The organism is Pontibacter amylolyticus, from assembly GCF_014638845.1.
In the GTDB taxonomy this organism is placed as follows: domain Bacteria; phylum Bacteroidota; class Bacteroidia; order Cytophagales; family Hymenobacteraceae; genus Pontibacter; species Pontibacter amylolyticus.
In genome coordinates this window covers 637,028-660,238 of sequence record NZ_BMFP01000002.1, presented here as the reverse complement: position 1 = coordinate 660,238, position 23,211 = coordinate 637,028, and the positions used below count along the sequence as shown (strand labels likewise).

General features: G+C 51.8%; 22 protein-coding genes. 7 read left to right on the top strand and 15 right to left on the bottom strand.

What is annotated here, in order from left to right:
- Positions 1 to 30: 30 nt before the first annotated feature.
- The 7 genes from porL to lipB all read right to left on the bottom strand — a co-directional run bounded on the left by porL (position 31) and on the right by lipB (position 6,438).
- Positions 31 to 831, bottom strand: a complete 801-nt coding sequence (porL, locus tag IEV97_RS07825; RefSeq protein ID WP_188500936.1) for a type IX secretion system motor protein PorL/GldL — start codon at positions 829 to 831, stop codon at positions 31 to 33.
- Between the two features lie 76 nt (positions 832 to 907).
- Positions 908 to 1,927 carry a T9SS ring complex lipoprotein PorK/GldK gene (gene porK / locus IEV97_RS07820; RefSeq protein ID WP_188500935.1) on the bottom strand — a complete coding sequence of 340 codons (1,020 nt, stop codon included), beginning with the start codon at positions 1,925 to 1,927 and terminating at the stop codon, positions 908 to 910.
- 225 nt (positions 1,928 to 2,152) lie between these two features.
- Positions 2,153 to 3,112 carry a PorP/SprF family type IX secretion system membrane protein gene (locus IEV97_RS07815; RefSeq protein WP_188500934.1) on the bottom strand — a complete coding sequence of 320 codons (960 nt, stop codon included), beginning with the start codon at positions 3,110 to 3,112 and terminating at the stop codon, positions 2,153 to 2,155.
- 153 nt (positions 3,113 to 3,265) lie between these two features.
- A complete protein-coding gene (locus IEV97_RS07810; RefSeq protein WP_188500933.1) occupies positions 3,266 to 4,057 on the bottom strand; it encodes a uroporphyrinogen-III synthase in 792 nt (263 codons plus the stop codon).
- 62 nt (positions 4,058 to 4,119) lie between these two features.
- Positions 4,120 to 5,286 (bottom strand): DUF4271 domain-containing protein, encoded by a 1,167-nt coding sequence (locus tag IEV97_RS07805; protein WP_229733844.1) that lies wholly within the window; start codon positions 5,284 to 5,286, stop codon positions 4,120 to 4,122.
- 30 nt (positions 5,287 to 5,316) lie between these two features.
- Entirely contained in the window at positions 5,317 to 5,721 is a 405-nt protein-coding gene (locus tag IEV97_RS07800; RefSeq protein ID WP_188500932.1) for a hypothetical protein, read from the bottom strand.
- Positions 5,722 to 6,438, bottom strand: coding sequence for a lipoyl(octanoyl) transferase LipB (gene lipB, locus IEV97_RS07795; protein WP_188500931.1), 717 nt, complete (start codon positions 6,436 to 6,438; stop codon positions 5,722 to 5,724). It lies immediately after the preceding gene.
- 169 nt (positions 6,439 to 6,607) lie between these two features.
- Here lipB and IEV97_RS07790 point away from each other — a divergent pair, with 169 nt between their 5' ends.
- Positions 6,608 to 6,970, top strand: coding sequence for a YraN family protein (locus IEV97_RS07790; RefSeq protein ID WP_188500930.1), 363 nt, complete (start codon positions 6,608 to 6,610; stop codon positions 6,968 to 6,970).
- Here IEV97_RS07790 and IEV97_RS07785 read toward each other — a convergent pair.
- Positions 6,967 to 7,869: a toxin-antitoxin system YwqK family antitoxin gene (locus IEV97_RS07785; protein ID WP_188500929.1), complete on the bottom strand. Its 903-nt coding sequence runs from the start codon at positions 7,867 to 7,869 to the stop codon at positions 6,967 to 6,969. The two genes, IEV97_RS07790 and IEV97_RS07785, sit on opposite strands and share 4 nt — an antisense overlap.
- A 230-nt stretch (positions 7,870 to 8,099) precedes the next feature.
- Positions 8,100 to 9,923: a molecular chaperone HtpG gene (htpG, locus tag IEV97_RS07780; protein WP_188500928.1), complete on the bottom strand. Its 1,824-nt coding sequence runs from the start codon at positions 9,921 to 9,923 to the stop codon at positions 8,100 to 8,102.
- A gap of 299 nt (positions 9,924 to 10,222) precedes the next feature.
- Here htpG and IEV97_RS07775 point away from each other — a divergent pair, with 299 nt between their 5' ends.
- The 4 genes from IEV97_RS07775 (at position 10,223) to IEV97_RS07760 (ending at position 14,583) form a co-directional block, all read left to right on the top strand.
- Entirely contained in the window at positions 10,223 to 10,549 is a 327-nt protein-coding gene (locus IEV97_RS07775) for a hypothetical protein (RefSeq protein ID WP_188500927.1), read from the top strand.
- A gap of 232 nt (positions 10,550 to 10,781) precedes the next feature.
- On the top strand, positions 10,782 to 13,130 hold the full coding sequence (locus IEV97_RS07770) for a TonB-dependent receptor (protein WP_188500926.1): 2,349 nt from the start codon (positions 10,782 to 10,784) through the stop codon (positions 13,128 to 13,130).
- A gap of 53 nt (positions 13,131 to 13,183) precedes the next feature.
- Positions 13,184 to 13,753, top strand: coding sequence for a hypothetical protein (locus IEV97_RS07765; RefSeq protein ID WP_188500925.1), 570 nt, complete (start codon positions 13,184 to 13,186; stop codon positions 13,751 to 13,753).
- A gap of 263 nt (positions 13,754 to 14,016) precedes the next feature.
- Complete coding sequence (locus IEV97_RS07760; protein WP_188500924.1) at positions 14,017 to 14,583, top strand: hypothetical protein; 567 nt, start codon at positions 14,017 to 14,019, stop codon at positions 14,581 to 14,583.
- 211 nt (positions 14,584 to 14,794) lie between these two features.
- Here the strand turns inward: IEV97_RS07760 and IEV97_RS07755 are convergent, their stop codons facing one another.
- Entirely contained in the window at positions 14,795 to 15,430 is a 636-nt protein-coding gene (locus IEV97_RS07755; protein WP_229733843.1) for a YdeI/OmpD-associated family protein, read from the bottom strand.
- 49 nt (positions 15,431 to 15,479) lie between these two features.
- Between IEV97_RS07755 and IEV97_RS07750 the strand changes: the two genes are divergently transcribed.
- Complete coding sequence (locus IEV97_RS07750) at positions 15,480 to 15,803, top strand: DUF4286 family protein (RefSeq protein WP_188500923.1); 324 nt, start codon at positions 15,480 to 15,482, stop codon at positions 15,801 to 15,803.
- Positions 15,804 to 15,959: 156 nt separating this feature from the next.
- Here the strand turns inward: IEV97_RS07750 and IEV97_RS07745 are convergent, their stop codons facing one another.
- The 4 genes from IEV97_RS07745 to IEV97_RS07730 form a co-directional block, all read right to left on the bottom strand.
- The gene (locus IEV97_RS07745; RefSeq protein ID WP_188500922.1) at positions 15,960 to 16,433 is read right to left on the bottom strand and encodes a GNAT family N-acetyltransferase; all 474 of its coding nucleotides are present in this window, start codon (positions 16,431 to 16,433) and stop codon (positions 15,960 to 15,962) included.
- A gap of 188 nt (positions 16,434 to 16,621) precedes the next feature.
- The gene (locus IEV97_RS07740; protein ID WP_188500921.1) at positions 16,622 to 17,398 is read right to left on the bottom strand and encodes an acyl-[acyl-carrier-protein] thioesterase; all 777 of its coding nucleotides are present in this window, start codon (positions 17,396 to 17,398) and stop codon (positions 16,622 to 16,624) included.
- 120 nt (positions 17,399 to 17,518) lie between these two features.
- Entirely contained in the window at positions 17,519 to 17,989 is a 471-nt protein-coding gene (locus IEV97_RS07735) for a DUF5362 family protein (RefSeq protein WP_188500920.1), read from the bottom strand.
- A 145-nt stretch (positions 17,990 to 18,134) separates the two neighbouring features.
- Positions 18,135 to 20,330, bottom strand: coding sequence for a prolyl oligopeptidase family serine peptidase (locus IEV97_RS07730; RefSeq protein ID WP_188500919.1), 2,196 nt, complete (start codon positions 20,328 to 20,330; stop codon positions 18,135 to 18,137).
- A gap of 219 nt (positions 20,331 to 20,549) precedes the next feature.
- Here IEV97_RS07730 and IEV97_RS07725 point away from each other — a divergent pair, with 219 nt between their 5' ends.
- On the top strand, positions 20,550 to 21,206 hold the full coding sequence (locus IEV97_RS07725) for a 2OG-Fe(II) oxygenase (RefSeq protein WP_188500918.1): 657 nt from the start codon (positions 20,550 to 20,552) through the stop codon (positions 21,204 to 21,206).
- Positions 21,207 to 21,393: 187 nt separating this feature from the next.
- On the opposite strand, the gene IEV97_RS07720 is transcribed toward IEV97_RS07725, so the two are convergent.
- The gene (locus IEV97_RS07720) at positions 21,394 to 22,395 is read right to left on the bottom strand and encodes a sugar phosphate nucleotidyltransferase (protein WP_188500917.1); all 1,002 of its coding nucleotides are present in this window, start codon (positions 22,393 to 22,395) and stop codon (positions 21,394 to 21,396) included.
- Between the last annotated feature and the right edge of the window lie 816 nt (positions 22,396 to 23,211).

The window sequence follows — 23,211 nt, the reverse complement described above, 5'->3', positions numbered from 1 at the left end:
TTTTCTTGTTGATTTAGGAAATGTGCGCAATTAACCTTTCATGGCTGTCAGCATGTTACCGTACACTGTGTTCAGTGAGTGTAGGTTATGCGTCAGTTTAGAAACCTCTTGCTTGAACTGCTCCGTGTCTTTGCTGGCGTCAGTCAGGTTTTCCATGGCCATGCTCAGGTTTCCGTAGAACTTGTTCATTGCTTTCAGGTGGTTGTTAGCATCCTGAAGCTCCATTTCGTAAACAGCATTTAAAGCACCTAAGTTTCTTGTCATGCTCTGTACTTGGGTATGATACTCTTGTGTATCGTTGGCGGCAACTGCCATTTTAGACAGTGCATCTGCTGTTGTGGCGTAAGCCTGTGTAATGCGGCCCAGCTCGTCACCGGCAGCTTTCACACGTACACCGTACTCATTCGTAGCAGCTGTAGCCTGGCTCAAATCAGCCATTTGTGCTGCAGTTTCGCTCAGTCTGTTCAGGCCCAGGCCCAGTGTGTTGATGGTAGCCGGCGTAATGTCAGCGTCACGCATCATTTTGTCTAGCTCCTTTGTAACGGAAGTGTTGTTATTAGACGCTGTTGTAGGGATAAGCGCCTCGCCTGTGTAGTCATCGGCCAGTTGTGGGTAAACTCTTGCCCAATCCGGATCGTGTGGCTGTGGCTGGAACGCACTCAGCGCGAAGATAACGGCCTCTGTACCAAGACCTACGATCAGCATGATATCGGCACCTGCCCAGTGCTGAATTTTAAACAATGCTCCGATAATTACGACTGCGGCACCAAGACCATAGATTTTGGGCATCAACACGTCGTACAAGAAACTGCGACCTCTAGCTTTGCTCATTTTGTTTTCAAAAATTAAATGTGAACGATTGGGTATTAAATTGTTAAGTTTTTAACTGCAAGAACACTTCGGCGGATTATCTGAACTCTCTTCCTGAAGAGCGTCCCAGGTAGATCATCGCGTTGCGGAAACCGATGTATGACCTGGCTGAGTCCTGATATTCGAAGTTACGGGTACCAGTTTCGAGGAAGTATGCAATATCTTTCCAGGAGCCGCCTCTCACTACTTTGCGAGGCTCGTTGTCATCATAGTAAACGGGGTTCAAGTCCCAGGTAATCGGAACAGTAGCGTCGGCGTAGGCATCTTCGCACCACTCGGCTACGTTGCCGGCCATGTCGTACAGGCCAAAGTCGTTCGGGAAGAACTGGGCTACAGGAGCCGTGTAGGTAAAGCCATCGCTGTAGTAGTCACCACGGCCCGGCTTGAAGTTAGCCAGCAGACAGCCTTTGGCGTTGCGCAGGTATGGACCACCCCAAGGGTAGGTTGACATATCGCGGCCGCCTCTCGCTGCGTACTCCCACTCTGCCTCAGAAGGCAGACGGAATTGCGGCATTGGCGCCATGCCGTTATCAGCATTGGCCTGGTTCTTATGCTTCGTTCTCCAGTCAGAGAAGTACTTGGCTGCAAACCAGTTTACACCCACCACCGGATATTCATCAAATGCAGGGTGAGAGAAATAGTATTCCATCAAGGGATCGCCCATGTGGTAAGTGAAGTCGCGCACCCAAACGGTTGTGTCAGGGTATAGGCTTGTCATCACGAAGTCTTCGCCCAGCACATCGATCGAGTCATTGACCATTACTTCGATAAACTGACGGTATTCGTTGTTGGTGATCTCGGTTTCGTCCATATAGAAGCCACCAATTGTCACCTGCTTGTTCAGGTTCGCCATAGTTGCCGCTATATCCTGATCCGCCTGACCCATATGGAAAGTTCCGCCCGGGGCGGCGATCATACCGTAGGGTACAGCCTGTGGATTGTAGTCTGGTCGATCCTCTGCGCCCACCAGGTCGCCTTGCGGTCCTCTTCTTAACCCACAACTCGCAAGCAGTACCACCGCCAAAGCGAAGGAAGACAGCTTTAATAGTTTGTTCATGATGACTTTGGAAAAAGTAAATTTTTTAGCAATTATTAATGCACACTATTTCTGGTGTAGCAAATATATTGAGAATTAGAAATAAAACAAAAACAATTGAAATTCTCACTTATTAATAATTTTCAAACGGTACAATATCAAGAATATTATACCATATACAATTTATTTTAACTGTATTTTTTCAAGAATACAGCTTTTCAGCGATAAATACAATATCCTGAATATTTATTTTGTGAAATTATAGCGAGGGGTTCGCACTGGAGGCCTGAACCGAACGACTGGCTCAGGTAATCGGTAGGATACCATCACTTCGTGTGATGTTGGGGCCTTGGCCTCTTTATTAAATGTCGTGAGATCTAATGCATATCCTACCCGCAGCGCGTTGTCCTGCAACATCGCTATACCCACAAGCGCACTAACAGCTTCCTGATGCCGAAAATTCAATCCGCCCCAATATTTTTCATCAAATGTTATACGGGCGCCAGCATCAAACGAAAATGTCTCTGTATCATGCTTTAAGAGGGCCGTCGGAGTAAGCACCAACTGGTTGGTCAGGGGCAAATGGTAGCCGCCGGTCAGGTACAGGTGGTTCTCGCCAACTACACGGCCACCTCCTGTGTTATCCACATCCATAAATTGGTAACTGGAGCGCAGCAAATTGGTCACGCCGGCACCGGCATAGAACTGCTCTGACTCGTACCATACCCCGGCCCCCATGTCGAATTTAGAATCGGAGCTGTTGAAGGGGATGTTCGGGTCGCCCTCGTCGATAAAGCGGTAGCTGCCCTTTCTTATATTATTTATATTGCCCTGCAGACCGATGCCCAGTTTGCCCTCGCCCACGTTCAGGTGGAAAGAGTAGGAGACGGCCGCCTGCTGTATGCGGGTATTAGCGATCTGGTCCTGCATCAGCGTTATACCCAGACCACCTTTCAAAAGGCGCACTGGCGTGTGGGCCGTCAGGAGCAAGGTGCGCGGCGAGCCGCCATCGTCGAACGAGGCGTCGTAGTTCAGCCACTGGTAGCGGTAGATCGATTGTATTTCCGGGCGGTTGGTTATACCTGCGTAAGCCGGGCTGATATACATGCCGTTGAATCCGTAATGGGTAAATTGAGGCTGTTGCTGCGCCCAGGAGTTCAGGTGGCAGATTAACAACAACAAAACGACAGGTATAATCTTTTTCATAAATGTTGCAGCCAAGCAAACGTTAACTGGACGTTAAACAGCCAGAGTTGAACCAAATATATATATTAAACAGTAAAACGCAAAAGCAAGCAGATGGTTGATTCTACTTGCTTTTGCGTTTTACTGTTTTACCCGACCTTTAAGTAGGTTCGCTTATTTCTTCTGGTTCTGGATGTATACCTCAATGGCGCCCGTCATGGAAGGGGCGTTTGGCATCGGCGCCTCTATGTCGAGCTCCAGGCCGGCATCGCGCACCGCCTTGGCCGTGGTAGGCCCAAAAGCCGCTATGCGGGTGTTGTTCTGCTTGAAGTTCGGGAAGTTGATGAACAGCGAGCTGATGCCTGAAGGGCTGAAGAAAGCAATGCAGTCATAGGTCACATCGTCCAGGTCCGACAGGTCGGCTTCCACTGTTTTGTAGATGATGGCCTCTGTGTGCTTGATCTTGTTCGCTTTCAGGAACCCTGGAATGTCGTCTTTGCGGATATTAGAGCAAGGGTACAGGAAATTCTCGTTCTTGTGCTTCTTGATCACCTCAAACAGATCTTTGGCCGTCTTCTCGCCTACAAACAACTTGCGCTTGCGCAGGGTGATGTACTTCTGCAGGTAATAAGCCGTCTGGTCCGAAATACAGAAGTACTTCATGTCAGCCGGCATCTCGATTTTACTTTCCTGGCAGATTCTGAAAAAGTGGTCCACGGCGTTGCGGCTGGTGAAGATCACGGCCGTGTGCGAGAGGATGTCCACCTTGTCTTTGCGGAACTCTTTGAAGGAAACAGGTTCTACCTCGATAAACGCCCTGAAATCCACCTTTATCCCGTACTTGTCCGCTATAGAGAGGTAGGGAGAGTTATCGGTAGTAGGCTGTGGTTGCGTCACGAGAATGCTCCTGATCGGAATTTTGTGTCTTTCAGGATTTGCCCAAGCCTTTTCTTTGCTTTCAGCCATAGAGTATGGAAGTCTGTTTATTATAATATTAGCCGCCTGCCGAAACCGTCGATTTTGTGTTTTTAAAAGTTAAACACGATAAACTTCAGCATGATGGTCAACGGAATCACTTCTGTGGCGCAAAGGTAAGAAAATAAATGCAAATTTATCACAGATGTCTGCTTATTTACTGTCACAAACACACGAATAACCGTGATTACCAGCAGCAAAAGCACCGCCATGCTCGAAACTGTGAGTACGGCATCGGGGGCCACGTGGTTAAGCGACAGGTATAGCAGCATGACCACCGGCAGAAAGAGGCCCAGAAACAACAGAGAGCGCAGAAACTCACTGAATTGGACCTGCACAATCTGCTCTAATCCGAAGATATAGCCCATCACTTTCAAGAAAAAGTACTTTAGCAGGACAACCGCAAAGATCAGGAAGGTATAGAACAGCACCTTGGTCGTGATATCGGCCTCTGACACAGGAAACAGGCGGTTGAAGATGCGCACATGCTGCACATTGGTATGGATGGCCGCAATCAGCAGCGCCATCGACATGGAAAAGGCGATGATAAAGAGCATGCCGGACCAGGTACTGAGCGGTTTGGCCAGGATGCCTTCGTCCAGCGACCGGGTGCGCCAGAAGGACTGCACCCCAAACACCGCCTGAAAGTCGGAGGGAAAGGTGGTCTTAAGCCCGCCGTAAAGCAGCCCAATCAGCAGCGTGAAAATGATGAACGCATTCTGGTTGACGTACTCCCGCAGCCGTACCGAGAAACTCCCCTGCATGGTTTCGCTGTCGGCTCGCTCTGTCTGCACCCGGTTGCGAAAAGAGCCCACATTGGGGTGCTGCGACGGATGCCACACGGACAACAGGTAGCGCCCGTTCACCGGCTTCACCCGTTTGTTCCACGTGGCCAGGTCGAAGGTATAGTTGGAAGTGGAGTCTGCCGTGAAGATCAGTTGGTTGTTCAGAAAAAGGCAGAGGTCCTTCTGGGCCGTAAACTCGATCACAAAAGGCTTGGCAGGTGCCATGGTCACCCACTGGTGCACAGCGCTGTAGCCGCCGTGCAGGTTCGTCGCGTAGGGCACCAGGTCACTGGAGCCGGCATCGTATACCTGCCAGTTGCCATTGAGGGTGTTCTTCTGCTCCAGCGGCAGCACCTGGGCCTGTAGCGGCCCGGTCAGCACGAAAAGCAGCAGCAACAGCCCGAAGCTATACCTTATGCGGTTGGTGATATACACGGTCAGGGTGAAAATTTAGGAGGCTATACCTTAAGAATGCAATACACCCTGCATTTGCAGCATGCTGATGTCGATGAGGTGCTCATCGGTGATCGAGTCGGGCACGAAAACAAAGCGCTTGTCATAGATCTTGCCATCGATGTAGTAGCTCACCCAGTACTCGTTGTTGAGCTTGAAGACCGACGGATCAATTACTTCCACCTGCACAAAGCTTTTGGCCTCCACACGCTCAAACATGTGCCGCAGCACGGAGGTTTTCACCTCTTCGTCCTTTATGATGCCGTAGCCTTTGGAGGTGACAAACACGCTGTCGAGGGCCACGCTGTTGTTGTTGATCAGGTATACGTTCCAGGTGCGTTCCTCCGGCGTCTCGCCTGTGAAAGCGATGGCCACGGCCACACCCTGCACCGGGGTGAAATCTATGTCCTTCTTCATTTAATCTTTTGTAATGCTTGCCTCGAATAGGGTAGCCAGGTGGCCCAGGAGTTTTTCCTCTACTTCTGCCATCGGCAATTCGCGGCCCAGCTCTTTTGCCAGCGACGTTACCTGCTTGTCGGTAATGCCGCAGGGTACGATGTTATTAAAATAATCTAAATCGGTGTTGATGTTGAAGGCGAAACCGTGCATGGTCACCCAGCGGCTGCACTTCACGCCCATGGCGCAGATCTTGCGCGGGTTCTTTTGCTCCACGTGGTCCAGCCATACGCCGGTGAGACCCGATATACGGCCGGCTTCTATACCGTAGTCTTTCAGGGTCAGGATGATCGCCTCTTCCAGAAAACGCAGGTACTTGTGGATGTCGGTAAAGAAGTGGTCCAGGTCCAGAATCGGGTAGCCTACGATCTGCCCCGGGCCATGGTAGGTGATGTCGCCGCCGCGGTTGATCTTGTAGAAGGTGGCGCCTTTGGCCTTGAGCCCCTCTTCGTTGATCAGCAAATTGGACTCGTGCCCGCTCTTGCCCAGGGTATAGACGTGCGGATGCGAGCAGAAAAGCAGGTAGTTGGGCGTCACCTCCTGTGCTTCGGGAGCCGCCGTTCGGTTACGGGCTTTCATATCCAGTATACCTGTAAAGAGCTTGTCCTGATAATCCCAGGCCTCTTTGTAATCGATCAGCCCCAGGTGCTCAAATTGTATGGTTTTGTTCTGTGACACGTCTTTTCTCCCTTCTTGCCAGGTATAGCTTTCAGCTGGCTTTTAGGCCGGCCAGGCCACTTTACCCTTAATTTTCAACAAAGATACGGCCGCCCAAGGGCATACGCAAACGGCAACTCAGGCTGTTATGGATAAAACCGCCTGCCGCCATTATAAGTTTAAGTCACTTATGATGACACCGCAAGCACCCCACCTCTCTACCGGCGCCAACGGCGAAGACCTGGCCTGCGAACTGTTGCACCAGAAAGGCTACCGCATTCTGCAGCGCAACCTGCGCATGGGCAAAGCCGAACTCGACATCATTGCCCACCAAAACGAGGTATTGGTGTTTGTAGAAGTGAAAACCCGAACCAACGACAGCTTTGGATACCCGGAGGAGTTTGTGAACCGCCGTAAACAACGCATGATTCTGAACGCAGCGGACTCATACATTTCAAAGATAGGCTGGCAGGAAGACATCCGCTTCGATATCATCGCCGTCACGATGAGCAACCCGCCGGAGCTGTTCCACATCGAAGACGCTTTTCATTAACGACTCGAGGCCCGCTTGTCTAGCTTGTCTTTCTCGTAAATGAGGGTGCCGTGGCGGTCGTACTGCTTCACCAAGACTGGCTCTGCCTTTGGTTCGTAAGGGGTTTTGGGGTACTGGTACTCGTACTGGCGACGGGCCCTGAAATCGAAGTGCTTCACCCAGAGGCCTACTTTACGGCCCTTCTGGTATTGCCCCATCCACTCGAGCTGCCCGTTTTCATAGAAGCGGTAGTAGGTACCCTGCACCTCTCCATAGGCATAAGGAATCACTTCTTTTATCTTTTTAGTGCCTGGGTAATACTTCACCACGGCATCGCGCAAATAGCCCTTCTCAAAATGCTCCTTTGCCAATAAAATCCCATCGCGGTTGTAACGCTCCCACCGCAGGTGTTTGGTGCCGACATAAAAGTAGCCTTCTTCGATCACCTCACCGGCCTGTTCTTTCTTGTAAGGGCCGTGCAGTACTTTGTGCTGCTCCGGGTTCAGTTCGCCACGTGTTTTGTAGAGTTTGCGCCGCTTGGTATCGTAATAGTACTTGTCAGGGGCATAAGGGTCAGGCTGCTGAAAATCCACCAGATAGCTGAAGGATTCGATCACCTCCCGGGGGCCGCGGCCGCCCGTCTTCACGAAGCCACGGGCTACTCGGTCGCCCATGAAGTAACGTTTATCGGCTTTCTTCTTGCGCTTCTTCGGTTGTTTTTCCTCTACTTTGTCCAGGGAGTCGCCTATCTGCACCGTTGGCTTGGCCGTGTCGGCTAAAGCGATGGTTTCGGCTTTGGCACTCTGCTTTTCGGCAGCCCGGCTCAGGTTGTAGTCGCTGTTGTAGGCCCGGGGTTTGCAAGCCGCAACTCCCAGCATCACAGATAAAACAAACCCGACAAGATAAAGCGTGTGCCTCATGTGTTTTCGTTCAGATAAATGCACTTCTGTTGTTTCCAAAAAGCTATACCTTGTTTAAGGTAACGTAAATATGCAGATAAATCATATACCTGCCAACAACCGACCTGGCAGGTATAGTCCCTATAACTTTAAGCCCGGCGCCTTAGTTCACCAAAAGCCCCTCAAAACGAAAGCGACACCCAGTCAGGTGCCGCTTTTGTGCTGTTACGTGTAATTATGAAAAGTTACTGTTATTCTTTGTCGATCAAATCCACGCTGCGCTTCACAAAAGCCGTCAGGGCCGAGCCGGAGAGCATGTTCTGCGACAGCAGGGCCAAGTCAAAGGCCTGACGGGCGATGCGCTCCTTGTTGTCGTCTTTTGCCTTAAGGATGCGCTGGTTGATGCTGTGGTTCGCGTTGATGGTCACGTTGTAGGTGTCCGGCATGTTGCCCATGAACATCATACCGCCACCGCCGCTCTTGCTCATGTCCTTCATGCGGCGCATGAATTCCGGCAACGTAATGATGACCGGAGCATCATCCGGAGCCAGCGGCGCTACTTCCACCTGCATGTTCTGGTTATTGATCGCCGTCTCGTAGATCTTCTTCAGGTCTTCCTTCTCCGTATCGTTCAGCACACTGTCCTTGGTTTCGTCTTTCTCGATCAGCTTGCCGATCGTTTCAGAGTCAACGCGCTTCAGCGAGGTTTTCTCGAGCTTCTGCTCCAGCATACCGATGAAGTGGCTGTCGATGATGGAGTCCAACTTGAGCACATCGTAGCTTCGGTTCTGAGCGGCTTCCACAAAGGCATGCTGCTTGTCGGCGTCGGTAGTATAGAGCATCACCAGCTGACCGTTCTTGTCGGTCTGGTTGGCTTGCGTCAGCGCCTTGTACTCCTCTAAGGTATAGTACTTGGCCTCGGTGTTCTGCAGCAGCACAAAGTCCTTGGCCTTTTCATAGAACTTGTCGTCGCTCAGCATGCCGTACTTGATGAACACGTTGATGTCGTCCCAGTTGGTCTCGAAGGTGGCTCTGTCCTTCTTGAAAATATCGTTCAGCTTGTCGGCTACCTTTTTGGTGATGTAGGTGTTGATTTTCTTCACGTTGGAGTCAGCCTGCAGGAAGGAGCGGCTCACGTTCAGCGGAATGTCCGGCGAGTCGATCACCCCGTGCAGCAGCATCAGGAACTCCGGCACCACGTCCTTCACCTCGTCGGTAATGAACACCTGCTTTGAGTAGAGCTGGATCTTGTTACGCTGTATCTCGAAGTCATTCTTTAGTTTCGGGAAGTAAAGGATACCGGTCAGGTTGAACGGATAGTCCACGTTCAGGTGAATCCAGAACAGCGGCGCCTCCGAGAATGGGTATAGCTCCTTGTAGAAGTTCTTGTAATCCTCGTCCGTCAGCTCCGAAGGCTGCTTGGTCCAGATCGGGTTCGGGTTGTTGATGATCTCGCCCTCAAACTCCACCGGCACTGGCAGGAACTTGCAGTATTTGTCCAGGATGGTGCGGATGCGGGCCGTTTCCAGGAACTCCTCCGAGTCAGCAGCCACGTTGAGAATCACGTTCGTTCCCTGGTCTTCTTTGTGCGCCGGGGCAATCGCAAACTCGGTGCTGCCGTCGCAGGTCCAGTGAGCGGCTTCCGAACCTTCTTTATAAGATTTGGTGATGATCTCCACACGGTCGGCCACCATAAAGGCCGAGTAGAAGCCCAGACCGAACTGACCGATGATCTGGTTCTGCTCACCGGCGTCTTTGTAGCGCTCCACAAACTCAGTGGCGCCTGAAAAGGCGATCTGGTTGATGTACTTCTTGATCTCCTCGGCCGTCATACCGATACCGTTGTCGGAAATGGTGATGATCTTGGCGTCTTTGTCCACTTTCACCGTCACTTTCAGCTCGCCCAGATCGCCCTTGTACTCGCCGATGGCGGACAGGCGCTTCATTTTCTGGGTGGCGTCCACGGCATTACTCACCAGCTCACGCAGAAATATCTCGTGGTCGGAGTAAAGGAACTTCTTGATGATCGGGAAAATGTTTTCGGTGTGAATCGAAATATTACCTCTTTCTTCCATGTGCTGTACTTTTAAAATCTATATTTTAATAAGTGATGTCTTCGAAAACGATGCCTTTGAAAAGGACGGCGGTCTTTCTGTCCAAGCGCTTTCAAATCCTGTTCCACAGGAAACTTCGCTGCCTAATTGTGACATGATGTCAGGAAAACAGCCTTACAGAAAAATTTCAGGTATAGCCACGGGCTGTTTTGGCATATTTCCTGTGCGGGCTTCTGCCCAGCTTAACCCACAATACTTGTGTGCGTACATGTAACATTGGCAAAAAAAATCCTATCTTTGTTTTAAAGCCTTGCTTATAGGTGTACCGGTTCACGACATATATCGCCCTTTTTCTGCTGCTGCTGTTCACGCGCGCCATGGTGCCGGACCAGTTGCTGCTGAGCCTGCACAGCCATGCCCACACGGCGCACAGCCACCCAGGCGACCAGAAAAACGCGCATGTCGAGAAGAAGCACAGCCACTGTCCGGTAGAGGATTTGTTCGGAGCGCCTTACCAGAGCGCCACCGCAGTCTATACCTTTACGGCGCCTGTTACACTCGCCGAGTATACCGCCCGGTATACCCAGTATGCGGCTTTTAACTCCTTTGCCCGCCTCACACTTCGCGGCCCGCCCACAATCGGCTAAACCTTCCGTTCTTTTTCCAGTCTTACGGCGTGTCGCCTCTCCCGGCACCTGTTTACGGACTGGCCTATCAGTTTTGCATACCTACTGCCCGGATGCGGCAATGGGCAGTGCTTGCTGGTTTCCTGTTTATTTTTCTGGCATGATGGCTATACCTATACCTGTGGTTGCTTTGCAACTGGCGGGTGAACGTTAGGCTGTAGCCTATACCTTATACCTAAACTTTGCACAGACTGTGTTCCGATTTAAATTCATTATAGCGCTTTTGTGGCAGCTACTGTTGGTAGTTTCTGTGGCAATGGCGCAGGAGCAGGTATACCTGGACGGAGAAGATCCGGAGCAGGACTGCGGCCTGACCCTTTCGGGCAAGGTGCTGGACCACGACACCCGTGAGCCGCTGATTGGCGCTACTATTTACATAGAAGAGCTGCAGCGGGGCACTTTGTCGGATGAGTACGGCAACTACCACTTTCATCACCTGTGCCGCGGCAGCTATACCCTGAAAGTAACCTACATCGGGTACGAGGAAGAGCGCCAGTCCTTCAGGCTAAGTGCCTCTACCGTGCGTAACCTATCGCTTCACATCGATGCGCGTCAGCTCAGGCAGGTTGTGATTACGGGTGAGCGTCTGCAGGAGCAGGCGCAGGCAACCGAAACGCTGCAGGGCCGCGAACTGGAAGAAACCCGCGGTCTTTCGCTGGGCGAGTCGCTCAAAAAGCTGACGGGCGTAAGCTCTGTGCAAACGGGCCCTACTGTTTCAAAGCCTGTCATACACGGCCTGTTTGGTAACCGCGTCGTGATCATGAACAACGGGGTGCGGCACGAGTCGCAGCAGTGGGGGAACGAGCATGCCCCGGAAATTGACCCGCTGAACGCCCAGCAGATGCGGGTGATCAAGGGCGCGGCTGGGGTTCGCTACGGCTCCGACGCTATCGGGGGCATTGTGCTGGTAGAGCCCAGCGCACTGCCAGACTCTGCAGGTATAAGGGGCGAGGTTACCCTGATAGGAAGCACCAACAACCGCATGGGCACAGTGGCCGGCATGGCTGAGGGCAAGCTGCGGCAGTTGCCGCTAAGCTGGCGCCTCCATACCTCTGTCAAGAAAGCGGGAAGTGCGCAGGCTCCCAGGTATAACCTGGACAACACTGGCTTTGAGGAGCAGAACTTGGCAGCCATGCTGGGGTATAAGCGGCAGCGCTTCGGGGCGGAACTGTACTACAGCTATTTCCACACTAAGCTGGGCTTTCTGTCCTCGGCCCACATCGGCAACCTGACAGATCTGGGCAACGCCATCGGGCGGGAGCGGCCGGAGGAGACGGGCAGCTTTACTTATTCCATCGCCCGCCCTTACCAGGATGTGACGCACCACCTGCTCAAGGCAAAAGCCTCCTACCAGACAGGCGAGTTAGGTGAGCTGCAGTTCACCTACGGACTGCAGCAGAACGTCCGGCAGGAGTACGACCGCCACCGTAATACCGGAGACCGTCCGCAACTGGATTTAGACTTGCAGACGCACACCACCGAGCTGGTATGGGAGCACAAGCCGTTTGCCAATATCTCCGGAAGCGTGGGAGCCTCTACTATCTGGCAGAACAACTCCTACGCCGGTGGCACCAGGCCCCTGCTGCCTTACTTCCTCAATACCACCATCGGTGCCTTTGTTGCGGAGAAATGGCGCAAGGACAACCTGCAGCTAGAGGCGGGCATCCGCTACGACAACAAATCCCTCGACATCAAGCGGTGGGATACTGCGGAGGGCGTGTTGCGCCCGTCTTATACCTTCCACAACTTTTCCGGCAGCCTCGGCGCACTCTACGATTTAGGCTACCACGTCACGCTGAGTGCCAACGTGGGCTACGCTTCCCGTGCACCGCACTCGTATGAGTTATTCGCCAACGGCCTGCACAACAGCGCGGCCTCTTTTGAGCGCGGCAACCCGGAACTGGTGTCGGAAGACGCTGTGAATACGATGGCCACGATCAACTACCATTCTAACCTCCGCCTGAACGGGGAGCTTAGTCTATATTACAATACCATCAACAATTACATATACCTGCAGATACTGCCAGACTACGCCTTGGGTATAGGGGGCGCCTACCTGCAGGCCGAGTACATGCAGGCCAATGCCCGGTTCTGGGGAGCAGACCTTAGTTTCGACTATGCTCTGACCAACCGGCTGACGCTGAACAACAAAACGTCGCTGGTATATGCCAAGAACCGGGAAACGGACAGTTACCTGCCCTTCATTACGCCTGGCCGCACCGACAACACCCTCCGCTACAGCTTCGAGAACAAGAGTGCCTCCAGGCTCTCTGATAGCTACCTGGCGCTGGGAGGGCTGTATGTGAGTCGCCAGAGCCGTTCTGATGCGCAGTCGGACCCTGTTTTAGCGGCACCTGATGCTTACTTTCTACTACACGCCGAGGCGGGCACCAACCTGCAGTTCGGGAAGCAACAGGTGGAGTTAGGTATAGTGGGCAGCAACCTGCTCAACACCAGCTACCGCGATTATCAGAACCGTCTCCGGTATTTTGCCGATGAGATGGGCCGCATGATCATGTTCCGCATCAAGGTCCCGCTGTAGTCACCTTTATTTTTAGAGATTCAATTAATTAAACCTAAAACAGTTTATTTATCATGAAAAAATCATTCAGACCATACCTCGCTTTTCTCCTAATGGGCAGCGCACTTACTTTTTCGGCTTGTAAAGACGAGAAAGATCCGGAGCCGGACCACGAGCATGATGTAGTGACGACTGTGACCCTGACACTTACACCTGCCAATGGCGGACAGCCAATTACAGCTACCTGGGAAGACCTGGACGGCCCGGGCGGCAAAGCTCCCGAGATAGATCAGTTAGTGCTCAGTGCCAACACCACGTATACCGGTTCCATCGCCTTTGCCTCTGAGGAAGCGCACGGCGATCACCACGACACGCACGACTTGACAGCGGACATCCGTGAGGAGGGAACTGCCCATGAGATCTTCTATTTTGCGAACCCGCAGGGTCTGGTAACCTTCACCAAAACTGATAAAGATGCCAACGGCCGTCCGATCGGCCTGGAAACAACGGCTACTACCACTGCTACCGGAACAGGCAAGGTACGCATCCTGCTGAAGCACCAGCCGGGTACCAAGAGCAGCACCAGCAACGAGAACACCGGCGAGACGGACGTGGACATCACATTCGACACCAGCGTTCAGTAATACTTTGCTAGCTGAACAATATAAAAGGGGGCGCCAGTTGGTGTCCCCTTTTTTAATCAAACAAACGATCTTAACAGATTGAGTTGTGAAAAGAGCAGCTGCTTAGTCAACGGCGGGCCTTTATAACTACAACGTTGTATTTGGCGTAAATCCGCTTAATCAGCAGCCCAGAGATGCGCTCGTACTTACAGCACTCCATCTTCTGAATAAAACACTATATTTAGATCCTGATTGACGGGAATATCCTCACAAAACTAAAAAGCATGAACAAACGATTCAGACCATACCTCGCTTTCCTGCTGATGGGCAGCCTGCTCACTTTCTCTTCCTGCAAAGACGATGACGAGCCAGGTCCGGAGGATGAGCAGGAGGTGATTACGGCTGTCACCATTTCGCTGACCCCGACCGGCAAAGGCCAGGATGCAGAAGCTACCATCAGCACCTTAACCGGCACGCCGGTACAGAACGCGCCGCTCACGCTTCGGCCCGGCACTGAATACACGGCCGTGGTGACCATGACCGACGAAAGCAAAAACCCGGTTGCCGACGTGACGGCAGAGATTAAAAACGAGCGTGACGAGCACCTGCTCGTGTATACCTTTACACCGGATGCTGGCAGTAATGCGACGGTCAATGTGGCCATCACCGACCTGGACCAGAACAACCGCCCTGTCGGCCTGGAGTCTACTGTGACAACCGGTGCAGGTATAGGCAACGGCAAGCTGAGAGTCGTATTGAAGCACCAGCCAGGCGGCCTTAAAACAGGAACGAACACAACTGCCGGCGAAACAGACGTCGACGTGAGCTTCAATGTGATCGTGACGAACTAAGCGCGCTCTCAGAAATCATAAAAAAGACCGCAGCAGGTATAGCCCGCTGCGGTCTTTTGTTTGTGGTGTCAGGTATAGAATGCGATCTTTATCTGTTGTTAACAGCGCTATACTTGTTTGAGGTTAGTTGGTTTATACCTATCTGCCAGGACTAGTCGGCAAACTCTATCAAACTGAATTAAACACCCTCTAAATCAACGTTATACCTGCCTTAGCGACCAAGCAGCTGCTGCCCCATTAGCATCTGAATTGTTTTGCCGATGCGGTTAGCCCGGGTTTCGGGTCGCTTAGCCTCCTGTACCGCCAGCACGTGCTCTTTGCGGTGTGTAAAGGCCAGCTTTTCGAATGTCTCCAGCAACCCAGCCGATTCCAGTGCTTCGCGCAGGTCCTGCGGTATCTCCACTGTCCTGTTCTTGCGGTCTATACCTGGCGCATCGACCCCAAACTTAGATGGCGCGCTTCTCTCGGATTCGTGTTTGAACCGCAGCGAAGACCACGTGTCATCCACCGCCACCTGTCTGACCGGTGCGTAACCCAAACCTGTTACCGCCTCCCAACCGACGTCGCGGTTCAGGTCCGATTTTATACCTGACGACTTCTTGGGATAAGCCACCCACAACAGCCCCTTGCGCTTGAGGGCAGGCTCGGCCAGGGGCACATAATAGTTCAGTTCACGGCTATCGGTGGCAAAAATCTGCACGGCATCGTATGCTATACCTGCAGCGGGCGTGGTATGCACTTCCATCCCCTGGGTCTGTAAAGCCTCCGCTATACCTGCCTGCGCATTGAGCACCAGCACCTGCCACCCTGATTTTAAATTTAACTTTTTGGCTATGTCCTGCATCATCGTATACCTATTGGAGCTCTAAACTAACAGAAAAATCGTAATTTTGAGTATGATCATATACAACGTAACTATCAATATCGACAACAGTGTGGCCGAAGAGTGGCTGAACTGGATGAAGAGCACACACATACCGGAGGTGATGGCCACAGGCTATTTCCTGAATAACCAGATAGCCCGCCTGCTGCACGAAGAGGACAACGGTGGCACCACTTATGCCGTGCAGTATACCTGCCGCAACCTCGAAGACCTCGAGGAATACCAGCGCGACCACGCGCCCGCCCTGCAGGCAAAGGTACAGGAGCGCTACCCGGAGAAGTACGTCGCTTTCCGCTCTTTGCTGGAAATCGTTGGCAGAGATGTGGAAAGAGGTTAGTAATCTAACGCTGCTGATATAAAAACAGGCCCGTGCTCAGGAATAGCACGGGCCTGTTTTTATTTGGCTGCGCCTGGCCAGAAAGCTTATCCAAGGTATGGCATCACCCAATTGTCCGCGGGTAACGCGCCGTCAGGGTATAACTACCGCAAAACTTTAGTTAGCGCTGTAGGCCTTGATCTGGTTTTCGTCGAAGGTGCAGTTAAGCCACTCACTGCTTATGTCGGCGCCTATTTTTTTGTAGAAGGCGATAGCCGGCTCGTTCCAGTCCAGCACCTGCCACCGCATGCGCTTGGCACCAATTTCTTTGGCTTCGTGGGCGACGGCGTTGAACAGCATTTTGCCGATGCCGCTACGGCGCAGACGTTCGGTTACAATCAGGTCCTCCAGGAAAAGCATTTTGCCTTTCCACGTGGAATAACCGATGTAGTACAAAGCTATACCTACAATGCCCTCTTCGGTCTCGGCCACGAAAAACTTAAATATGGGATTCTCCCCGAAGCCGTCCCAATGCATGTCCTGCACGGTGTTGGTCACTTCATCCGGTGCTTTCTCGTACACAGCCAGTTCTTTTATCAGGTCGTGTACCTGTGGCAGGTCGTCTATGGTTCCTCTTCTGATGTTGATCATATTGATATGAGGGCTATATTGTTAAATGGTTAAATTGTTGTTGGGCGCACGATTAACCTGCCCTGCCCTTTAAAGAGGGTCCCTACCCCCAGAGGGGATTTTCGTGCACGATTCGGACAAGTCGCAACCTGTCCCTACAGGTTCTTTATGCTATCTAAATTCTCTGAACTCTCAAACTTCCCAACTTTTTAACTCCCAAACTCTTTAACTTCTAAACTTTCAAACTTAGAAAACTTCGTCTTCGCCTGCACCAGTTCTTTGCCTGATTCGATGCTGGTGAGTTTGTGGAGGAATGCGTTAGCCTCTTCGGCTGGGCCGGCAGTGGCTACTACGGAGTCGGCCAGGGTGCTTTCGGCCTTAAAGATAATGTCTATTTCCTGTAGTTGCTGCTTTTCGAGCACTTCAACTGGCAGCGTTTCGAGCACCCATTGCAGGTAGCGGGTGTTGGTGACATGGCGGTTCAGGTCGATGTCGTGCCAGCGGATGGGCATTTGCTGCTCGTAGCTCACCTGCTCCAGTTGCGGCAGCTTGCCTTTGGCGAAAGGCAGTGGCTCCTGCCCCGGCACCACTTCTATGGCCGTAATAAAGTCGGGCACCGACACCAGTTGGCGCTTCACCACATCCATTACCAGCCATACGCTCGTCGCCTGTCCCAAAAGCTCGCGGTCGGCACCGTACACCCTGAAGTCGCGGTGCAGGAAGACCCTTTCCCGTCCCGAGGCCCAGGTCTCGACGGTTATCTTCTCGCGGTGCCTCGGATAGCGGAACATCTCAACGCGCATGCGCTGCAGCACCCAGGTCAGGCCGCGCTCCAGTAACTCGTACATGGAGATGCCCATGGTGGCCGTGTTGTCCCAGGCGGCCTCCTGCATGTAGCCTACCAAGGCTGGCAAGGTTGCTTGTCCGTTCAAGTCTGTTTCGGTGGAGCGGACGGTAAACGCGCTCTGTCCCGTCGTTGATTTCATAGTGTGTGCGGTGGTTGGTGTTGCAAGGTACGCAAGAATCGGGCTTGGGGCTTTCAGGTCTAGGTATAAAAAAAGCACATTGGTTGCCCAATGTGCTATCATGCTCAGAACTCATATGATCTAAAAGAAGGCACCCACAAAAGCGCCGAATGGCATAAAAAGAAGCCCCAGCGCATATATCACCAACATAATAATAGTCAGTATACCCATGAATTTGAAGAGCGACTTCAGGTTCCTGAAGGACTTCGAAATCACCTCTTTGTTATTTGTGCTAAGTCCTGTCTGCATGTGGGAAGAAAACTTGTATAGGTATAGGATAAGAATGAAGTACAACAATGCTCCCAAAAAATAGAAAAGCCCAACACCTATACCTGCTGTGGCACTGTTCAGGAAATTTCCACCAGAAACATTTCCCATACCTCCCAAAAAAATAGCCGACATAAATAATCCTGCCAATCCGACAAAGCCTAAAATGACGAAGCCGACAATAGACAAGAACTTGCCCCATTTGGCTGCTGCACTCAAAAAATATCTGGAGTCTGGGCTAAGCTGCATTCCCAGGGGTTGCTCGTTGTAAAGTTCTGCTTCCATATTGTTGAGGCTTTTAGTTGATTAAATAAATATAAGAATTTATTAATATAAATCAAATGACTTTACTGCCCGGTACCAAAACAAAAAGCCAGCACCGCATTGCTGCAGCACTGGCTTTTCTTATCTCAACTCTCAGCTATAGCTGTTACGGCTGTTGCTTCGCGTAAGGGTTCACCCCCATATTCTTGTACATGAACGCCCAGGTATCGGCCCACTCCTGAATCACCAGGGAAGTTGGCTTGCCGGCACCGTGGCCTGCACGCACGTCGATGCGGATCAGGTATGGGTTGCCCGGAGCGCCTTTGTCCTGCAGCTCAGAGATGAACTTGAAGGAGTGCGCCGGCACCACGCGGTCGTCGTGATCGGCGGTCTTCACCATGGTAGCAGGGTATTTCACGCCTTCCTTGATGTTGTGCAGCGGCGAGAAGGTATAGAGGTTCTTAAACTGGGCTTCGTCGTCAGAAGAACCGTACTCGGGTACCCAGGCCCAACCGATGGTGAACTTGTGGAAACGGAGCATGTCCATCACACCCACCGCAGGAAGGGCGACTTTTGCCAGTTCCGGACGCTGTGTCATGAAAGCACCTACCAGCAGACCACCGTTCGAGCCACCGCCCACGGCCAGTTTCTCGCTGGAGGTATACTTGTTGGCAATCAGGTACTCAGCTGCTGCGATGAAGTCGTCGAACACGTTCTGCTTGTTCGGGGTCATACCCGCTTTGTGCCAGTCTTCGCCGTACTCACCGCCACCGCGCAGGTTTGGCATCGCGTACACGCCGCCGTTCTCCAGCCACAGCATATTGGCAATGCTAAAGCTTGGTGTCAGGGAAATGTTGAAGCCACCATAAGCGTACAGGTACGTCGGGTTGTTGCCGTTCAGTTCCAGGCCTTTCTTGTGCACGATGAACATGGGCACTTTGGTACCGTCTTTTGAGGTATAGAACACCTGCTTGGTTTCAAACGCCTCCGTGTCGATGTCTACCTCTGTCTTGCGGAACAGCGTCACTTTGTTGTTCGGGACATCATAACGGTAGATGGTCGGAGGATAGGTGAAGGACGTAAACGTAAAGAAAGTCTCTTTGTCGTCTTTCTCACCACCAAAGCCGCCAACCGTACCGATTGACGGCAGTTCTACTTTGTTCAGCTGCTTACCGTTAGTGTCAAATACCACCACTTCGCTGGCTGCGTCTTTCATATAAGAAGCGATGATGCGGCCGCCCACGAAGGACACGTTGTTCATCACATTCTCATTCTGCGGCACTACTACTTTCCAGTTCTGCTCCTGCGGCTTCTTCGGGTCGATGAGAACCAGGCGGTAGCGCGGGGCGTTCTTATTAGTGCGCACCAAAAGCTTATCGCCGATGTTGTCCACCACATTGTACTCCGACTCGAAATTGTCGATGATCGGCTTGATAGCAGACTTAGGATCTTTCAGGTCACGGTAGTACAGGGCGTTGGCACCGCTGGCACCTTCCGACACGTTCAGGATCAGGAAACGCTCGTCGTCTGTGGTCTGGCCGTAGAAGTTACGAAGCGGCTTGGTCTTGTCTTCGTACACCAGCTGGTCCTGGCTCTGCGGCGTACCAATTTTGTGGTAGTATACCTTGTGGTACTCGTTCTTATTGGCCAGTTTGTTGCCTTCGGTCGGGGCATCGTAGCGGCTGTAGAAGAAGCCGTCCTTGTACCAGCTTGGGCCGGAGAACTTCACCCACTCCACTTTGTCGTCGAGCTTCTTGCCAGTGGCCACTTCCATCACTTCGTAGGTGTTCCAGTCAGAACCGCCGCTGGAGGTGCCGTAAGCCACATACTTGGCGTCTTTGTCAAAGGCCAGTGCGGTCAAAGCCACTGTACCGTCAGTTGAGAATTTGTTCGGGTCGAGGAATACTTTCGGCTCGCTCTCCAGCGTGTTCTGCACGTAGAGCACGCTCTGGTTCTGCAGACCGTTGTTCTTATAGAAGTAATACTTGCCGCCTTCCTCAAACGGGGCGCCATAGCGCTCGTAGTTCCAGATCTTGGTTAGACGATCTTTGATCTGGTCACGGAACTCAATGCCATCGAGGTAGTTGAAAGTTACTTTATTCTGCGCCTCTACCCACTGATCCACTTCTTCGTTGTGGGTTTCGAGCCAGCGGTAAGGGTCGGCCACTTTGGTACCGAAGTAATCGTCGGTGTGGTCTACTTTTTTGGTTTCGGGGTAATTCAGTTGGGCTTCAGCCGTTGCGGTGGCTTCGGTGGTAGTTTCGGTATTCATGCCGGTGGCGGTATTCTCGGTTTGGGTGGATTTGCAGGCCGAGACGGCGGTCAGGCCGCCTGCCAATAAAAAGACAGTTGTTTTTTTCATACAGATTTATCGTTTGGACATAGGTCTAACACGCAACTAAGATAAACATTTTACTTCACAAAAGTTAAAAACACCCTCTACGCGCTCAAAATGGGCATACGATATTTCTCAGTAATCAATAAAGTTTACCCGTAAAATATCTTTCCTGTCAGCATATACAAGCAATGCATCTGTGCACTACATTTGTTGGCTTTTTTTAAGAAAGCAGATCCTTTATATATGATAAACGAAGAAGAAGAGGGAGTAGAGTTGCTGCATTTCGAGCAGATTGCGGACAGGTTGTCTGACAAGGGATATGCGATTATCGATAATTTTTTACAGCCGGACGAGGTTCGCAACTTGCTGGAGGTGCTGCAGCGTCAGCATGAAGAAGGCACCTTCAAAAAAGCCGGCATTGGCCCCGCAGAAAGCGTTACGGTAAACAAACAGGTACGCGGCGATTTTATCCGCTGGATCGAGCCATCAGAGGCATTGCCCCCCACCCAGATTTTCCTGGATCGCATGCACGAATTGCTGCGCTATATCAACCGCACCTGTTTTCTGGGGCTCAAGGACTTTGAATTCCACTTTACGGTATACCCGCCGGGCACGGTATACCAGCGCCACCTCGACCAGTTCAGGACCGACGACCACCGTCGCCTGTCCTTCATTTGCTACCTGAACGAAGACTGGCAGCCTGAGAACGGGGGCAACCTGCGCCTATACCTGCCCAACGAAGACGGTTCGGAAGAAGAGGTGGATGTGTTGCCCATTGCCGGTCGCCTGGCCTGTTTCCGTGCCGACCTCATTCCGCACGAAGTGCTTGCCGCCAACCGCCACCGCTACAGCCTCACCGGCTGGATGCTGGACCAACTCAATGAACTGACGTTTTTGTAGGAGAGAAGTATCACGTAGCACGTATCAAGTAGCACGACTGCAATACTTGACATTTCGACAAAGGACGTTTTGACAAAAGACGTTTTGACAAAAGACTATTAGACGGCGCTTGTTGTGTGCCTTTTATCCTTAGTCTTTTGTCCTTTGTCACAAAGTCCATTGTCTAGAATCGTGCTACGCCAAAGAACTACTGCGCAAAATTAATTTCGGTGCTGTCGCCGATGTTGAGGCTGTGGCTGAGGCCCCTGAAACTGGCGTCGGAGCCGATGATAGAGTCGTGCATCACAGCGTTTTGCAGCTCGGAGTAAGCTCCAATAATAGAGTTACTCAGCGAAGTGCGCGAAATAGTGGCGTTCTCCCCGATGGCTACATTAGGTCCGATGATGGAATGGGTGATGGTGCAGTTTGCCCCGATGCTTACCGGCGGAATGATAATGTTGCCCGGGTATTGGCTGGAGTAGTCCATTTCCCGGAAACGGGGGCGACTCAGGAGTCTGGCATTGGCTTCGAGCAAGGTTTCTTTGCGGCCGCAGTCAAACCAGTTGTCCACATTCCAGGTTACCATTTTCTCTCCCTGCCGGATCATGTGCATGAGGGCGTCGGTGAGGTGGTACTCATTGTGCGTGCGTACATTTTCGGTGATGATGTGCTCCAGCGACCGCACCAGCTTTTCGGGCTGCATGATCTTGTAAAGCCCTACTAGCGCAAAGTTAGACTTCGGAATCTTTGGCTTCTCTACCAGTTTCACAATGTACTCGTCATTGCCTACTTCGGTCACGCCAAACAGGGAGGGCTTGGCTACTTTTTTCACACCCAGTACTGATTTAGGGGAAGCAATGATGGCAGGCAGATCCGCCTCTACAATGTTATCACCGAGCATGATGAGCACGCTGTCTTCGTGGCGGTAGGTTTCGCGGGCAATCCAGAGGGCGTGTCCGAGTCCTTCACGGGGCTCCTGCACTACAAACTGTGCCCTTATCTGAGGGTATTTCTGCCGCACGTAATTCTCGACCTTGTCGCCGAGGTAGCCGATGATGAACACATAATCCTGTACGCCCGCCTGCATGAGCCGCTCCACGATGTGGCCCAGTATCGTATTGTCCGCCACCGGCACCAGCGATTTGGGCTGGGTGTGCGTGTGCGGACGGAGTTTAGAACCAACACCAGCAACAGGAATTACGACTTTCATATACTACACTTTTGCAGCAATATAGTAATTTTTCATCAGGACTTAGTGGATTAAAGAGGAGAAAAGCGGGAAGAATGTAGGTGGGGTAAGGAGGTATGGCTTGTCTGAATCAGGATTTACAGGATTAGAGGATTTTCAGGATTCTTGTGCATGATTGTCATCCCCCCGCCCCAAAGGGAGATTTTTCTGTAGTTGCCATTTTTTCTGTAGTTGCCATTTTATAGGTATAGCACTGTAGCTATTGCAGTTTAGGCTCCCGCTGATTTGACACACCCCTGCCCCTCCCGAGAGGGGGAATTTCACCCCATCCCAGCCTTCCCCTAAAAACAGGGGAAGGAGTCTGCTACTGCCATCCAAAGGTATAGACGTCATAGCTTCAGTTTTCGTGGACAAATGACATCCCCCTGCCCCCTTCAAAGGGGGACTTTCTGCGATTGCTAATTCCAAGGTATAAGCACTGTTGCAAACTACCACTGGCACGCATTGAAAGACTAACTTGCCCCAGAAGCTATGAAACAAATAGCGCTAGCCAGGTGCACCAAATGACGCTCCACTGTCTGAGCGTTCAGCGAGTTTGGAGCGTCTTGATTTTTTTGCTTACTTTTTTCATCAAGGAAAAAAGTGAGGCCCGCCCGGCCAGGGCAAGCTATAACACAATTCAGGTCGCTATACCTAGCACAGGCAGTTGCTATACAACGAACTATGCCCGCCTATACAACGAACTACACCCGCCGCACATGCGAAACTATAAAACAACATAAGCTGCTATACCTATAAGCCGTGCTACGCCAGATGCAAACCACGCTTCTTACCTAA

Coding starts and splice junctions, on each gene's coding strand:
- porL (WP_188500936.1), bottom strand. CDS start 831: ATGAGCAAAGCTAGAGGTCGCAGTTTCTTGTACGACGTGTTGATGCCC.
- porK (WP_188500935.1), bottom strand. CDS start 1,927: ATGAACAAACTATTAAAGCTGTCTTCCTTCGCTTTGGCGGTGGTACTG.
- IEV97_RS07815 (WP_188500934.1), bottom strand. CDS start 3,112: ATGAAAAAGATTATACCTGTCGTTTTGTTGTTGTTAATCTGCCACCTG.
- IEV97_RS07810 (WP_188500933.1), bottom strand. CDS start 4,057: ATGGCTGAAAGCAAAGAAAAGGCTTGGGCAAATCCTGAAAGACACAAA.
- IEV97_RS07800 (WP_188500932.1), bottom strand. CDS start 5,721: ATGAAGAAGGACATAGATTTCACCCCGGTGCAGGGTGTGGCCGTGGCC.
- IEV97_RS07790 (WP_188500930.1), top strand. CDS start 6,608: ATGATGACACCGCAAGCACCCCACCTCTCTACCGGCGCCAACGGCGAA.
- IEV97_RS07785 (WP_188500929.1), bottom strand. CDS start 7,869: ATGAGGCACACGCTTTATCTTGTCGGGTTTGTTTTATCTGTGATGCTG.
- htpG (WP_188500928.1), bottom strand. CDS start 9,923: ATGGAAGAAAGAGGTAATATTTCGATTCACACCGAAAACATTTTCCCG.
- IEV97_RS07765 (WP_188500925.1), top strand. CDS start 13,184: ATGAAAAAATCATTCAGACCATACCTCGCTTTTCTCCTAATGGGCAGC.
- IEV97_RS07760 (WP_188500924.1), top strand. CDS start 14,017: ATGAACAAACGATTCAGACCATACCTCGCTTTCCTGCTGATGGGCAGC.
- IEV97_RS07755 (WP_229733843.1), bottom strand. CDS start 15,430: ATGATGCAGGACATAGCCAAAAAGTTAAATTTAAAATCAGGGTGGCAG.
- IEV97_RS07750 (WP_188500923.1), top strand. CDS start 15,480: ATGATCATATACAACGTAACTATCAATATCGACAACAGTGTGGCCGAA.
- IEV97_RS07745 (WP_188500922.1), bottom strand. CDS start 16,433: ATGATCAACATCAGAAGAGGAACCATAGACGACCTGCCACAGGTACAC.
- IEV97_RS07740 (WP_188500921.1), bottom strand. CDS start 17,398: ATGAAATCAACGACGGGACAGAGCGCGTTTACCGTCCGCTCCACCGAA.
- IEV97_RS07735 (WP_188500920.1), bottom strand. CDS start 17,989: ATGGAAGCAGAACTTTACAACGAGCAACCCCTGGGAATGCAGCTTAGC.
- IEV97_RS07730 (WP_188500919.1), bottom strand. CDS start 20,330: ATGAAAAAAACAACTGTCTTTTTATTGGCAGGCGGCCTGACCGCCGTC.
- IEV97_RS07725 (WP_188500918.1), top strand. CDS start 20,550: ATGATAAACGAAGAAGAAGAGGGAGTAGAGTTGCTGCATTTCGAGCAG.
- IEV97_RS07720 (WP_188500917.1), bottom strand. CDS start 22,395: ATGAAAGTCGTAATTCCTGTTGCTGGTGTTGGTTCTAAACTCCGTCCG.